Here is a 13,732-nt window from a genome sequence, read left to right on the forward strand (position 1 = left end):
GGTTAGCATAGCACCGGCGCTGGAAAATCACTGTCATCTTAGTGACAGGTCTGAAGGATGGAATGGATAGCAACGATAGTGTAGACCTTGCAATGCTGGAACTCGACAGCCACGACTGGTTCGCGGCCCTCGATGCGCGGCATCAGACTCTGTTGCGCGCAGGCAGCGTGCTCCGGCATTTCGAGGCGGGCGCCTTCATCACGCGGCGCGGCGAACCGTCGGCGCACTGGATCGGCGTGCACACGGGCTTGATCAAGCTGGCCGTCTACAACGCCGATGGGCGCGGCGCCACGTTCTCCGGCGTGCCGGCTGGCGGCTGGAGCGGCGAGGGCAGCGTGCTCAAGCGCGAATTGCGCCGCTACGACGTGGTGGCCGTGCGCGCATCGAGCATCATCCTCGTGCCTGTGGACCTGTTTCATCTGCTGCTGGCCGAGAGCCTTTCCTTCAATGCCTTCGTCATCCGCCAGCTGAACGAGCGCATGGGGCAATTCATCGCCACCATCCAGAACCAGCGCCTGCTGGCCGTCGACGCGCAGGTGGCGCAAGCGATCGCGCAGCTGTTCCACCCCATGTTATACCCGCGCACTTCCCGCGTGCTTGAGCTGTCGCAGGAAGAAATCGGCTTGCTGACCGGCATTTCGCGCCAGCGCGTGAACCAGGCGCTGGGCCATCTGGCCGAACTCAAGCTGATCAGCATCGCCTACCAGTCGATCCGCGTCGTGGACCTCGATGGCTTGCGCCGTTATGGCGTAGCGTCGCTGTGATGACAGACTGGGCGCGCGATGTGTGGCATGCTGGCGGCTGGCTTATGACATTGAATTGACGCATGGCACTCGTTTCCGATCATCCTCTGCACTTGCTGGGCTTGCGCTTTCCGCTCCGGCTGCGCGTTACCGTGCGCCAGGGTTTTGTCACCTTGCATAATGAAATCGCCACCAAGAAGCTGGGCAGCGGCGACAGCTTCGTCGTGCCTGCCTTCTTGCGCTTTGCCTGCGACGTGATGCCGGGGCGGGGCAAGCCGGCCGTGTTCACCTTGGCGCTGGAAGACGATGAAGCCGATGGCGGCCACGGCGGCGGCAAGCGCTGGAGCCAGGCGCTGGCGCAGCACATCTTTGATACGCCGCAAGGCAAATGGACGGCGGCGCGCCTGGCGGCCCTGTGGCAAGTGACGCCGCACAAGGCGCGCGCGCGCCTGTTTGCCGAGGGCGAGGCATTGCTCAGCCTGGTACGCGAACAGCGTCTGGCGCACGCGCTGCACACGGCGGCGCAAGCGGGCGCCGACGGGGAAGACGGCGAGCGCGACCTGGCCCAAGTGGCTGCCGGCTCCGGCTTTGCCTCGATCCCCGCGTTTTGCGACGCCTGCGTGGACGTGGCCGGTGTGCGCCCCAGCCTGTTCCTGCGGGGCCAGGCGCCCGGATAGCCAGACTCCGTTATAATCGGGGCCATGGGATCTTTATTGAAACGCAAACAGTGGCATATGTGGTTCGCCTGCCTGGCGATACTGCTCAATGCGCTGTCGCCGTCCCTGTCGTATGCGTTTGCCTCGCGGCACGCGAACGCGAACAATGCCGCCGTCGAAATCTGTTCGGCCAGCGGCGCCGTCTATACGCAGGCGGACCTGGCGCCAGCCGCCAGATCCACCACCGATTCCGTGCTGCACCACATCGAACATTGCCCGTTCTGCATGAGCCATGCGGGCAGCGTGGGCTTGCCGCCGTCCTCATCCTCGCCGCTGGCCGTCATCACGGGCCACGATCACTATCCGCCATTGTTTTACCAGGCGCCCAAAGCGCCGTTCGCGTGGCTGGCCGCCAGCCCGCGCGGCCCGCCTTCGGCTGCCTGAACGCAGCAGTCATACCTTCCACGTCTTAACCGTCTCCACTACGCCCATCGGGCCAGAATGCCATGAAACGTCGTCTTTTCCTTCTCGCCGGCACGGCGGGATTGCTCACGCTTGCCGCTTGCGAACAAGCGCCGAAACCCCATTACAACGGCCTCGACCTGACGGGAGGCGATTACAAACCCGACTTCAAGTTGAGCGGCCCCGACGGCAAGGTCTACACCCTGGCCGACTTCAAGGGCAAGTATGTGATGGTCTTCTTTGGCTTCACGCAATGCCCGGACGTGTGCCCGACAGCCCTGTCGCGCGCGCTGGAAATCCGCCAGAAACTGGGCGCCGATGGCGATAAACTGCAAGTGATCTTCATCAGCATCGATCCCGAGCGTGACACGCCCGAGTTGCTGGGCGAGTACATGCGCGCCTTCGACCCCAGCTTCCTCGGCTTGCGCACAGATCCGAAGAACACGGCGCAGACGGCCTTCAACTACAAGGTCTTCTACCGCCGCGTGCCGAGCGGCAGTTCGTACACGATGGACCACACGGCCATCAGCTACGTGCTCGACACCGAGGGGCGCATGCGCCTGGGCCTGAAGCACCAGTTGACGGGCGATGAGTGCGTGCAGGACATCAAGACCCTGATGAAATCGAAATACACCTTATAACTACCGAGGAAATAATCATGACCCATCTGAAAAACCTGCTGGCCACGGCCCTGACCGTGCTGTCCTTCTCCGCCGCTGCCCAGACGTCCGTGCAGATTAGCGACCCGTGGGTGCGCGCCACCGTGCCGCAGCAAAAAGCCACGGGTGCCTTCATGCAGATCACGGCGCCAAAAGCCATGCGGCTGCTGGAAGTGCGCTCGCCCGTGGCGGGCGTGGCGGAAATCCATGAAATGAGCATGGCGGACAATATGATGCGCATGCGCCAGGTCAAGGAAATCGCCTTGCCAGCCGGAAAAGCGGTGGAACTGAAGCCGGGCGGCTACCATGTGATGCTGCTCGACCTGAAAGGGCAGGTGAAGGCGGGCGACAAGATCCCGCTGACCCTGGTCGTCGAAGGCGAGGACAAGCGCCGCGAAACCATCGAAGTCAATGCCGTGGCCCGTCCGCTGGGCGCCAGCTCGGCCCCGATGCCGGCGATGAAACACTAAGCCTGCCGCTGTCCCTTGAAAAGCCCGGTACGCCGGGCTTTTTTGCGTCCATCTGAAAGTTAAACGGTTGTTTGATATAATTCCGCACAATATTAAACAGCTGTTTAAATGATGGGAATGGCATGGCGGAAGAGAAAGAAAACGAACCGGCGCGCGCGCGCATCCTGCAGGCGGCGCTCCAGCTGTTTGCCGACGAAGGCTACAAGCTCGCGTCCGTGCGCAGGATCTGCGAAGCGGCCCACGTCAACGTGGCGATGGTCAATTACTATTTTCATGGCAAGGAAGAGCTGTATCTGGCCGCCTTTGACCATGCGCGCGAACTGGCGCGCGCCTCGGCTGCCGACGTGGCCGCCGCCAGCGCGCAGGCGCAGCTGCCGCCCGTGGAACAGTTGCGCCTGGCAATCGAAGCGCTCGTGTCCGACATGTTGCGCGCGGGGCCGGCGTCCTTGTTCAGCCGGCTGGTGGCGCGCGAGCTGATCGAGCCGACGGCGGCCATCCACAAGCTGGCCGAGCGCAATGTGCGCCCGCAGCACGCCCTGTTTACAGGCTTGATCCGTGGCGTGGTGGGACCGGCCATGCCGGACGACGTGGTGCAGAAATGCGTGTTCAGCGTGATTGGCCAGGTGGTGTTCTATGCCCGTTCGCGCATCGTGCATGAACTGGTGGTGCCGGAGATCACCTATGACGAGGCGGGTATTGCCGATATCGCCCGTCATATTGCCGCCTTCTCGCTGGCGGCCCTGGACGGCTTGCGCCGCCAGCATTCTGCGCAGGAGTTTGCATGAAAACCAGAAACCTGACCCTGGTGCTGGCCGGGCTGGCCATGCTGGGCCCTTTCGCTACCGATACCTTCCTGCCATCGTTTCCCGCGATCGGCACGCATTTCGACGTCAGCAGCGTGCTGGTGCAGCAGACCTTGAGCGTCTACCTGGCCGCCTATGCCTTCATGACCTTGTTCTACGGCACCTTGTCCGACTCGTTCGGCCGCCGTCCCGTGATTCTCGCTTCGCTCCTGATCTTTGCCGCCGGTTCCATCGGCGCTGCCTTCGCCCCCAGCTTTGGCTGGCTGCTGTTCTTCCGCGGCATGCAGGGCGCCTCGGCCGGCGCGGGCAGGGTGATCGGCCAAGCTATCGTGCGCGACAGTTTAGCTGGCGCCGCCGCGCAAAAGATGCTGGCCAATATCATGATGGTGTTCGGCATCGCGCCCGCCATCGCCCCCATCATCGGCGGCTGGCTGCACGTGGCCTACGGCTGGCAATCGACGTTCGTGTTCACCTTTTCCGTCACCGTGCTGCTGGCGCTCGCCTGTCTGAAAGGCTTGCCGGAAAGTTTAGCTGTCGAGCAACGTCAGCCTTTCCATCCAGGCAACATCGCGCGCAATTACTGGCTGGCCTTGCGCCACCGGGCATTCCTCTTGCGTTCGCTGGCCGTGGCCTTCGCCTTTGGCGGCTTTGCCCTGTACATCGCCTCGGCCCCGCATTTTATTTTGGAGTTGCTGCATCTGCCGGAAACGGCGTTCGGCTGGATGTTCATCCCCATGGTGGCGGGACTGGTGCTGGGCTCGGCGCTGTCGGGCAAGCTGGCCCACGTGGTGAAAAGCACCGTGCTGGTGCGCTGGGGCTTGCTGGCCATGGCGGCCACGGGTGCGATCAATATTGCTTACAACCATTGGTTTGCGGCCAGCATCCCATTCGCCGTCGTGCCCGTGATGCTGTACGCGTTCGGCATGTCGCTGGCCTTGCCGGGCATGACCATGTCGACGCTCGACATTTTCCCGCAGATGCGGGGCTTGGCCGCGTCCCTGCAAAACTTCGTGCAAATGCTGGTGTTTGCGCTGGTGTCCGGTTTTGTCGCACCGTTGCTGTTCGACAGCGCATTCAAACTGGCGCTGGGACAGGCTTCGGCCGTCGTGCTGGCCGCCGCATTCTGGTGGCTGGGCAGCCGGCAAGGGGTGGGGCAGGGCGTGGTAGGGGTTGTCAAAACAATATGACGAGCCCTGGAAAAGGATGGCATGCATTCTGCTTTGTTACACTGTGACAATCAGACCCTCGCTGCGGGCAGCACAGCACGCGCGCGGGTCTAAGCAGTTTTGCAACTTTACCTTTGGCTATCATGCACTTGATTAACTCCAGTTTGAACCACGCCTTGCGCGTGCCGCTGGCTGCGGAAATCCACTCGCGGCCGTTTTTGCAGCTCGATGCCCCCGAGCTGATCACCCATCTTGCCGTTTATAAAGATGACAGCGCGGCACCCGGTGCGTCGAATATGGCGGCCCAGCACGCCACCCTGGCGGCCCTGTGCACGCATTTCGGCGTCACGCCGCCCGCTGCTGAAGCCAAGTATTTTTATTACGACTTTGGCCGCTTCCGCCTGAAATGGGAATGCCACACGGAATTTGCCACGTTTACCTTCGCCGAACATCCGGGCGCCGCCTTGCCACTGGAGCAGGCGTTCGAGCGCATGCCCCTGGAACAGTTGCCGCAACAATGGCTGGTGGGCTTGAAGGGCAAGCTGATGGTGGCGGCCCACGTGGTGCTCGAGCAGGCGACGGAGCCGGCCGAGATCTTCATGCAAGGCTTGTCGCGCGTCTTCGAGGGCAATACCCTGGCCGGCAGCAAGGTGCTGCAGGGCGGCGAATTATGGACGGATTTCACCATCCAGTCAGACGGCTTCAGCCGTTTCGTCATCCGCGACGCGGGCATGCGCTCGCAGCAGTCGGGCCGATTGGTGCAGCGCGTGCTGGAAATCGAAACCTACCGCATGATGGCCTTGTTGGGCTTGCCCTACGCCATGCAGGCGGCGCCATCGTTGAATGCCATCGAGAACGAACTGGCGACCCTGGCCGCCGCCATGGTCGATACGGACGACGCCCCAGGAGCCGGCGATGAGGGCGTCTCCGAGCAAGCCTTGCTCGACCGCATCACGCGCCTGGCGGCCCGCATAGAAAAGCTGTCGCTCGACAATAGCTACCGTTTTTCCGCCTCGAAAGCCTATATGGGGCTCGTCAAGGCGCGCATCGACGAGCTGCGCGAAGTACGCATCGAGGGCATCCCCACGGTCGAGGAATTCATGGACCGCCGTTTGACGCCCGCCATGAATACGTGCGAAGCGATGTCCAGCCGCCAGGAAGCGATGGCGCAGCGCATCGCCAACACCAACGACTTGCTGCGCACGCGCGTGGGCATCGTGCAGGAATTGCAGAACCGGCAAATCCTGCAATCGATGAACGCCCGCGCGGCCCAGCAGCTGCGCTTGCAGCAGGCGGTGGAAGGCTTGTCCGTGGCGGCCATTTCCTACTACGTGATCGGTCTGTTCAGCTACACGGGCAAGGCGGCCAAGGTGCTGGGGCTGCCCGTGAATCCGGAAATCCTCGTCGGCGCCCTGGTACCGTTCGTGGCGGCCGCCGTCTGGCTGGGCTTGCGCCGCATGCACCACAAGCTGCACGCGGACTGACCAGGGCAGGCACTCAGGCGGTGCGTACGCCGCGCGCCGCCAATCTTTGCTATCGTGCTGGCCTCATTGTTTGCTACAAGGAAATCAGCGTGCTTGCCAAGGTTGGAGATATCTACAGTGTGTTTTCGCACAGGCTGCAGCAGTATGTGGCTTGCCAGGTCACGGCCATCGACGATGCCGCGTCCGGCAGCGCCCCGCTGGCCGCCATTTTGCAGCTGGACTGGACGGGCAACACCTTGCCCGATGCGCACGCCGTGCAGGCGATGCGCCCGCTGGTGTGCGATTACTATTTCTGGAACAAGCGCCACGACCACAGCTTTGCCAGCGCGACGGTGCCGCGCCATTACACCCTGGTGGCCAATGTGGCGCCGCTGGTCGAGACGGTAGTGAAAAGCTACAGCGGCGGCTGGCACGTGGGCGACAGCGTCTGGCGCCAGCGCCGCTGGGAGCAGGTCGACCCGGCCAGGCGCCAGCGCTTCAAGGCGGCATCGAGCGAGGAAGTGATGGTCGGCGGCCAGGCCGTGCGCCAGAAGACGAGCCGCATCGGCGACGATATCCTGCAGGCGATCGGCGACCTGTCCGAACTGGACCAGCTGCCCTGCCTGACGACCATCGAGACGCGCCACGGCAGCGCGGCGTTGGCCGCCTACATCAACGGCAACCCCATCATCAACGAAGTGCACTGGCAATCCTCGACGGAGGGCGAACTCGACTTGCGCAACAGCAATGTCAGCCGCCTCGTCGTGCATGCCGCAGGCTTGCGCTCGCTGCGCCTGAACGAGGGTTTGAGCACCCTGATACTGAATGGCGCGCCGTCGCCATCGCTGCGCATCGACGACCCGCATGCGGGGCGCTTCCTGCGCCTGCAGTGTTCCGGCGCCCTGGCGCCATTCCACGGCCTCGACCAGCTGGCGCGCCTGTCGCTGAGCGCCATGCCGGCCGTGGATTTCGACATGGTGGCGCAGCGTTTCCCCTTGCTGACGGACCTGACCGTGTGGGGCAAGCCGGGGCTGGCGTCAAACCTGGCCAGCATCGCCAGACTGGACCGTTTGCGCTCCTTCACCGCGTATGAACTGTTCGGCTACGGTGCCGACGACTTCCCCGCGCCGGCGCAGTTGCCGGCCTTGTCCAGCCTGTGCCTGGCCAGCCTGCCGGCCGACGCCGCCAAGGCCATTAAGGCCAAGTACAAGAAGGCGGCGGTGCTGGGTCTGAACTTGTCCGTGACGCGGCCGCGCAAGCCGGAATGGCTGGCGGAAAACCTGGACAATCCGTTCCGCGACTGGGATGGCCGCGTACATATTTCGGTGGCGTATGCCAAAAAAGCCGCGCAGGCGTATAAAAAGCTGCTGGCCACGGCGCGCACGCTTGACGGGGTGGGCGATGCAGAGACTGTGCAAGCTGTGGCGCAGGAGATGGTCACCGCCTATGTCGGCGTGTTCAACCAGATCGAGCGGCGTTCCAGCGTCATCGAAACGGTGGAGCGCGATGAAATCTACGTGGCGCTGGAGCAGGTGCTGGCGCAAGTGCCGCTGAGGGATGTGGCGGCGCTGTATGCCCTGTTCGACCGCTTGCGCGATTTTTAGTCAGGCACGCGCTAGAAAAAAAGTTCTAGACATGGAGTTCTAGAATCGGTATTCTAGCGACATGTTAAAAAATACCTCCACTCCCCATCCCACGGCCGCCGAACTGGACTTGCTGCGCATCCTGTGGCGGCGCGGTCCGTCCGACGCCCGTGCCGTGTACGACGCCCTGGCCGCCGAGCGTACCGACGCCAGTTACGCCACCGTGCTGCGCCAGTTGCAGCTGATGCATGGCAAGGGCTTGCTGAGCCGCGACGAAAGCCAGCGGCCGCAGCTGTATGCGGCCGTCGATGCGCAGGAAAAGCTGCAGACGAGTCTGCTCAAGGACTTGATCGGCAAGGTGTTTTCCGGTTCCGGCAAGGCGCTGGTGCTGACGGCGCTGCGCGAGCACGTGAGCGACGCGGAACGCCTGGAAATTGAAAAAATCCTGCGCAGCAAGGATGGCAAGCAGTCATGAACGTGGATCTGCGCCTGGGCATCGAGTTGGGCAAGCTGGTCCCTGCGCTGGGCTGGGTTCTGCTGTATTTCGTCTGGCAGGGTCTGATCGTCGGTGCCGTGTCCGCCGTCCTGCTCTGCTTGCTGCGCCAGGCCAGCGCGCGCTGGCGCTATGCCGTCTGCGCGCTGGCGCTGCTGCTGTGCCTGTGTATTCCCGCCATCCATCTGCTTTCTCTGCTGTCTGGCACGTCGCCGGCCCAAATGCCGGTGGCCGCTCCGCCCGCCTGGCGCGCCGCGCTGCAAGCGTGGATGCCGGCCCTGGTGCTGGCCTGGAGCGCCGGTGTCACCCTGATGAGCTTGCGCCTGTGCCTGGGCCTGGCGTGGGTCGGCAAGCTGCGCCGCCAGGCCGTTGCTGCCCCGGCCATCTGGCAGGCGCGCCTCGATGCGCTGGCCTTGCGCATGGGTTTGCACGGCAGTCGGAAAGTGCCGCTGAAGCTGCATGGGGGATTGTCCAGCCCCGTCACGGTGGGTTTCTGGCGCCCCGTCATCCTGCTGCCGGCCGCCTTGCTGAGCGGCATGCCCGTCGCCTTGCTCGAAGCGCTGCTGGCGCATGAACTGGCGCACGTGCGGCGCTGGGATTACCTGGTCAACCTGCTGCAAAGCGTGGCCGAGGCGCTGCTGTTTTTTCACCCCGTCGTCTGGTGGCTGTCGGCGCGCATGCGGGCCGAACGGGAACAGGTGGCCGATGCGCTGGCTGCGCAAGCGCTGCAAGACCCGCAGCAGCTGGCCACGGCGCTGCATGCCTTGTCCCTGCACGCTGCCGCGCCGCAACATGCCGGCTTGCTGATGTCGGCCCGGGGCGGGGCGCTGCTGACGCGCATCGAACGGCTGATGACGCCCGGGCTTGACACGGCCGGCTGGAAACTGGCCGTGCCCGCCTTGCTGCTGGCCTGCGCCACCCTGCTGCTGCAGGTGCAGGGCAAGCCTGCCGTCAACGGGACGATCCTGGCCGATGCCGCCGTCGCCATGCTGGATTTGCCCGTCAGCGCGAAACACATGCTGGTATTTGACGACAGCACGGGCCAGGTGCTGATGGCGAAAGATGCGGACGCCGTCGTGCCCATCGCCTCGATCACCAAGCTGATGACGGCCATGGTGGTGCTCGATGCGGGCCTGGCCCCCGACGAACAGTTGCGCATCGTGCGCGCCGATGGCGACTCTTCAATGCAGCGCCACAGCCTGCTGGCCGAAGGCGTGGCCGTGTCGCGCGGCGCGCTGTTGCAACTGGCGCTGCTGCCGTCCGAAAACCGCGCCGCCGCCGCGCTGGCGCGCACTTATCCCGGCGGCAACGCGGCTTTTCAGCAAGCCTTGCAGGCGAAGATCCGCCACCTGGGCTTGCGCCGCACCAACCTGACGGACCCCGTCGGCAGTTCGCCCGCGAATACGTCGACGGCCAGCGAGGTGGCCAGGATCGTGGCGGCGGCCGCGCGCTATCCGGACATCGCCCGCATCACCAGCCACCCGCAGGCCAGCGTGGCCGTCAATGGCAAGGTCCGCACCCTGCGCAACACGAATCCGTTGGTCGGCGGCAAGGGCTGGGATATTTTATTGTCCAAGACGGGCAGCAGCCACGAGGCGGGCAGCTGCCTGACCATGCGCATGCGCAGCGGCGGCAAGCACGTCACCGTGGTACTGCTCGATGCCGACGGCGCGCAGCGGCGCTCGCTCGACGCCGGTCACATCCGCGACACCCTGGCCGGGAGCCCAGCCCGCATGCATTGATACCCCCCCCCGGGCGCGCCAGTGCGGGCGCCCATCTTTTTTACACTCTGGAGATGACAATGACACTATTGGCGAAGTTGATGCTGGCTACGGTTACGACCATGGCGGCAGGCACGGTGCAGGCAAAGACGCCGGCCCCGGTGCAGGATAAACCTGTTAATTGCGACAATTGCAAGGAATGGAATGCGCCCGTCAAGCCGTTCAATATCTATGGCAATAGCTGGTATGTGGGCACGGCGGGCCTGTCCGCCGTGCTGGTGACGAGCCCGCAAGGCCACATCCTGCTCGACGGCGCGCTGCCGCAATCGGCGCCCCTGATCATCGCGAACATCAAGGCGCTGGGCTTTCGCATCGAGGATGTGAAATATATCCTCAATTCGCACGCCCATTGGGACCATGCGGGCGGCATTGCCGCGCTGCAGCGGGCCAGCGGCGCCACCGTGATGGCCAGCGCCTCGGGCGCCCCGGTGCTGCAAAGCGGCACCAATGGCAAGGATGATCCGCAATACCAGGCCAATCCCGTCGTGCATGTGGCCAAGGTAAGCAAGGTTAGCCTCGTGGGCGAGGGCGATACCGTCAAGGTTGGACCGTTGAGCTTGACGGCCCACATGACGCCGGGCCACACGCCTGGCGGCACGACGTGGACCTGGACCTCATGCGAAGATGCGCGCTGCCTGAACGTGGTGTACGCGGACAGCCTGAACCCGTATGCGAGCGGCGATTTCCGCTATACGGGCAAGGGCGCGGGCAAGGGCAGGACGCCGGACGTATCGGCCGCGTTCGAAGCGAGCATCGCCAAGGTGGCGGCCTTGCCATGCGACATCATCATCCCCGTGCATCCGGGCACGACGGACGTGCTGGGCAAGGCGGCCAGGCGCAGCGGCACGGACAATCCCCTGATCGACGCCAACGCCTGCCGCGCCTATGCGGCCGAAGCGGGCGGCTTGCTGGCCAAGCGCCTGGCGAAGGAACGGGGCGAGGCGGCGCCTCTTGATGCCAAGGCCGCCGCGCACGCACATTAACCGTTCTATTCTGCCGCCTGCCGCTGTTTTTGCAGGCGTTTGACGAACACCGTCATTTCCTTGACGGCTTGCAGGTCACCTTGCTGCTGGGCCACGGTCACCCCGGTGCTCCACGCGGCCTGCGCTTCGTCCAGCCTGCCCAGCTGGAGCAAGGCCTTGCCCAGCAGTTTCCAGGCGGCGGAATAGCTTGTTTGCTGTTGCGTCGCCTGCGCCAGGTGGATGACGGCTTGCTCGGCGTCATTGTCTTTCAGGCAGGCGTCGCCCAGGCCAAAGCGCAGCAGGGCGCTGTCGCGGCCCTGCGCCAGCAGTTTTTCCAGTTGTTCACGCAGCATTTTCGCCTCACCTCAATATGCAAGTTAATTCTTGCATATTAGCGCTTGCGCGCTTGAGAAACAAGCCTGTCTTCAATCCGCCACATCCACCACCAGCTTGCCGCGCGCGCTGCCGTCCATCTGCGCCACATGCGCCTCGTGTGCCGTGCGCAAGCTAAAGCGGCGTGGATCGAGCCGCACCCGCAGCTTGCCCGCCTCTATTAATTTGTTGGCTTCGCGCAGGATCGCGCCATGGCGCGCGTGATGCTCGCCGCTCAACAGGGGCAGCAGGGTGAACACGCCCGAGTAAGTCGCCGCGCGCGCCGTCAGCGGGCTCAGGGCGAACGTGCCCCAGCCCAGGCAGCTGACGACGTGGCCGCCATACATGCGTGCCGCCTTGAAACTGGCGTCCAGGGTGGTGCCGCCCACCGTGTCGTAGACGATGTCGAAGCCGGCGCCGCCCGTATGCTCGGCCACGTAGTCATCGACCGTACTGGTGCGGTAATCGATGAAGCGCGCGCCCAGCGCCTCGATGGTGGCGCGGCTGGCGGCGCTGCCCGTGGCAGACACCTTCGCGCCCAGGGCGACGGCGAGCTGCACGGCCATGTGGCCCACGCCGCCCGCGCCTCCATGCACGAGCACGGTGTCGCCCGCCTTCACGTGGGCGCGGTCGACCAGCCCTTCCCAGGCCGTGATGAAGACGAGGGGCAGGGCCGCCGCCTCGCGCATGCTCAATCCTTGCGGCACAGGCGCCAGCAGGGCGGAATCGAAGACGGCGTACTCGGCCAGCGAGCCCTGGATGCCGGCGATGCCGCCCGCCATGCCATACACTGTTGCGCCAACGTGAAAAGTCGTCACGCCTTCGCCCACGGCCGCCACCGTGCCGGCCACGTCGATGCCAAGGATGGCGGGCAGGCTGGGCCGGGCGTGCGGGGCAGCGCCGGCGGCGATCTTCGTGTCCAGCGGATTGACGCCGCTGGCGGCGATGCGCACGAGGACTTGCCCGGGGCCGGGCTGCGGCACGGGCAGCTGCTCGATGCTCATGCGGGCGGAAAAGGTGTTGAGGACGAGGGCTTGCATGATGTTCTCCTGTGGTTGATGCCCCCAGTCTAGGCGGGAAGGGAATAAAGAAAAACCGGGCGCGGCCCGATGCACTATTTGAGTATCGTGGATAATCATAGGCAAAAAGGAGGGAAATACATGGACAGGCTGGAAGCGATGAAGGTGTTTTGCGCCGTGGTCGAGGCGGGCGGCTTCAGCAAGGCGGCGCAGCGCCTGGGCATTTCCACCTCGTCCGTGACGAACCAGGTGGCGGCGCTGGAAAAGCATTTCGGCGTGCGCCTCTTGCAGCGCACGACGCGCAGCATGTCGCTCACGGCCGAAGGCCAGCAGTGCCACGCGCAGGCGCGCCAGGTGCTGGCCGGCATGGCGGCGCTGGAATCCAGTCTGGAACAGGCGGCAGGGAAACCCTCGGGCAGCCTGCGCGTGGATATGCCCAGCAGCATCAGCCGCAATCTGGTGGCGCCCGCCTTGCCCCGCTTTACCGCCGCCTATCCCGATATTTCCCTGCGCCTGACGGTCAGCGACCGCCTGGTCGACATGGTGGAAGAGGGCATCGACGTGATGCTGCGCATCGGCGAACCGCAGGATTCGTCCTTGGTGGCGCGCAGCCTGCTGACCATGGATTACCTGTGCTGCGCCTCGCCCGCCTTCATCGCCCGGCATGGCATGCCGCGCACGCCGCAGGAACTGGACCAGTTTGCCTGCCTGCATTTCCTGTATCCGAAAGCGCGCCAGGTGCGACCCTGGCTGTTCCAGGATGGGGAAGCAGGCGAGCCGTACGCCCACACGCCCGCTGCCGCCTTGTCTTTCGACCATATCGAATCGATGATCGCCGCTGCCCAGGCCGGTTGCGGCATCGTGCAGGCGCTATCCGTTTCCGTCTTGCAGCCTTTGCGCGAGGGGAGCCTCGTGCCAGTGTTGCAGCCGTTCCGCACGCGGGGACCGGATTTGTGGGCGCTGTTCCACCCGCGTCAGCTGCGCGCCGCCAAGGTGCAGGTGTTCGTGGAGTTTTTGGCGCAGATTGTTCATGAAGGCTTTAATGAGAATTGATTATCAATTATAATGCAAGCCTATTGCATTGATTTGCGCCTTCGTCA

At 64.3% G+C, this 13,732-nt stretch carries 15 protein-coding genes; 13 read left to right on the top strand and 2 right to left on the bottom strand.

All coding sequences use genetic code 11. The features are described 5' to 3' along the window. Positions 1-62: 62 nt before the first annotated feature. From JAB4_RS13170 to bla, 12 genes are all read left to right on the top strand, one after another. Positions 63-764 (top strand): Crp/Fnr family transcriptional regulator, encoded by a 702-nt coding sequence (locus tag JAB4_RS13170; RefSeq protein ID WP_070222062.1) that lies wholly within the window; start codon positions 63-65, stop codon positions 762-764. Between the two features lie 62 nt (positions 765-826). Next, on the top strand, positions 827-1,420 hold the full coding sequence (locus tag JAB4_RS30650; protein WP_070222060.1) for a hypothetical protein: 594 nt from the start codon (positions 827-829) through the stop codon (positions 1,418-1,420). A gap of 36 nt (positions 1,421-1,456) precedes the next feature. Beyond that, positions 1,457-1,843, top strand: a complete 387-nt coding sequence (locus tag JAB4_RS13180; protein WP_227742147.1) for a DUF2946 domain-containing protein — start codon at positions 1,457-1,459, stop codon at positions 1,841-1,843. Between the two features lie 62 nt (positions 1,844-1,905). Further along, entirely contained in the window at positions 1,906-2,502 is a 597-nt protein-coding gene (locus JAB4_RS13185) for an SCO family protein (protein WP_070222056.1), read from the top strand. 17 nt (positions 2,503-2,519) lie between these two features. Next, positions 2,520-2,990, top strand: coding sequence for a copper chaperone PCu(A)C (locus JAB4_RS13190; protein ID WP_070222055.1), 471 nt, complete (start codon positions 2,520-2,522; stop codon positions 2,988-2,990). Positions 2,991-3,112: 122 nt separating this feature from the next. Next, positions 3,113-3,775 carry a CerR family C-terminal domain-containing protein gene (locus JAB4_RS13195; RefSeq protein WP_070222054.1) on the top strand — a complete coding sequence of 221 codons (663 nt, stop codon included), beginning with the start codon at positions 3,113-3,115 and terminating at the stop codon, positions 3,773-3,775. Continuing rightward, positions 3,772-4,980: a multidrug effflux MFS transporter gene (locus JAB4_RS13200; RefSeq protein WP_070222053.1), complete on the top strand. Its 1,209-nt coding sequence runs from the start codon at positions 3,772-3,774 to the stop codon at positions 4,978-4,980. Before JAB4_RS13195 ends, JAB4_RS13200 begins: the two co-directional genes overlap by 4 nt. A 122-nt stretch (positions 4,981-5,102) precedes the next feature. Continuing rightward, the gene (locus JAB4_RS13205; RefSeq protein WP_070222052.1) at positions 5,103-6,443 is read left to right on the top strand and encodes a DUF3422 domain-containing protein; all 1,341 of its coding nucleotides are present in this window, start codon (positions 5,103-5,105) and stop codon (positions 6,441-6,443) included. A gap of 89 nt (positions 6,444-6,532) precedes the next feature. Then, positions 6,533-8,026, top strand: coding sequence for a hypothetical protein (locus JAB4_RS13210; RefSeq protein ID WP_070222051.1), 1,494 nt, complete (start codon positions 6,533-6,535; stop codon positions 8,024-8,026). A 61-nt stretch (positions 8,027-8,087) separates the two neighbouring features. Further along, positions 8,088-8,480 carry a BlaI/MecI/CopY family transcriptional regulator gene (locus JAB4_RS13215; protein WP_070222050.1) on the top strand — a complete coding sequence of 131 codons (393 nt, stop codon included), beginning with the start codon at positions 8,088-8,090 and terminating at the stop codon, positions 8,478-8,480. Further along, positions 8,477-10,240 carry a M56 family metallopeptidase gene (locus tag JAB4_RS13220; protein WP_070222049.1) on the top strand — a complete coding sequence of 588 codons (1,764 nt, stop codon included), beginning with the start codon at positions 8,477-8,479 and terminating at the stop codon, positions 10,238-10,240. Before JAB4_RS13215 ends, JAB4_RS13220 begins: the two co-directional genes overlap by 4 nt. A gap of 80 nt (positions 10,241-10,320) precedes the next feature. Then, on the top strand, positions 10,321-11,262 hold the full coding sequence (gene bla, locus JAB4_RS13225; RefSeq protein WP_227742148.1) for a subclass B3 metallo-beta-lactamase: 942 nt from the start codon (positions 10,321-10,323) through the stop codon (positions 11,260-11,262). A gap of 5 nt (positions 11,263-11,267) precedes the next feature. Here bla and JAB4_RS13230 read toward each other — a convergent pair whose 3' ends face one another. After that, complete coding sequence (locus JAB4_RS13230) at positions 11,268-11,594, bottom strand: tetratricopeptide repeat protein (protein ID WP_070222047.1); 327 nt, start codon at positions 11,592-11,594, stop codon at positions 11,268-11,270. Positions 11,595-11,666: 72 nt separating this feature from the next. Then, entirely contained in the window at positions 11,667-12,653 is a 987-nt protein-coding gene (locus tag JAB4_RS13235; protein ID WP_070222045.1) for a zinc-dependent alcohol dehydrogenase family protein, read from the bottom strand. 120 nt (positions 12,654-12,773) lie between these two features. Between JAB4_RS13235 and JAB4_RS13240 the strand changes: the two genes are divergently transcribed. Then, positions 12,774-13,685, top strand: a complete 912-nt coding sequence (locus JAB4_RS13240) for a LysR family transcriptional regulator (protein WP_070222043.1) — start codon at positions 12,774-12,776, stop codon at positions 13,683-13,685. Positions 13,686-13,732 lie beyond the last annotated feature (47 nt).

Origin of the sequence: Janthinobacterium sp. HH102 (genome assembly GCF_001758625.2) — a bacterium.
GTDB lineage: Bacteria > Pseudomonadota > Gammaproteobacteria > Burkholderiales > Burkholderiaceae_D > Janthinobacterium.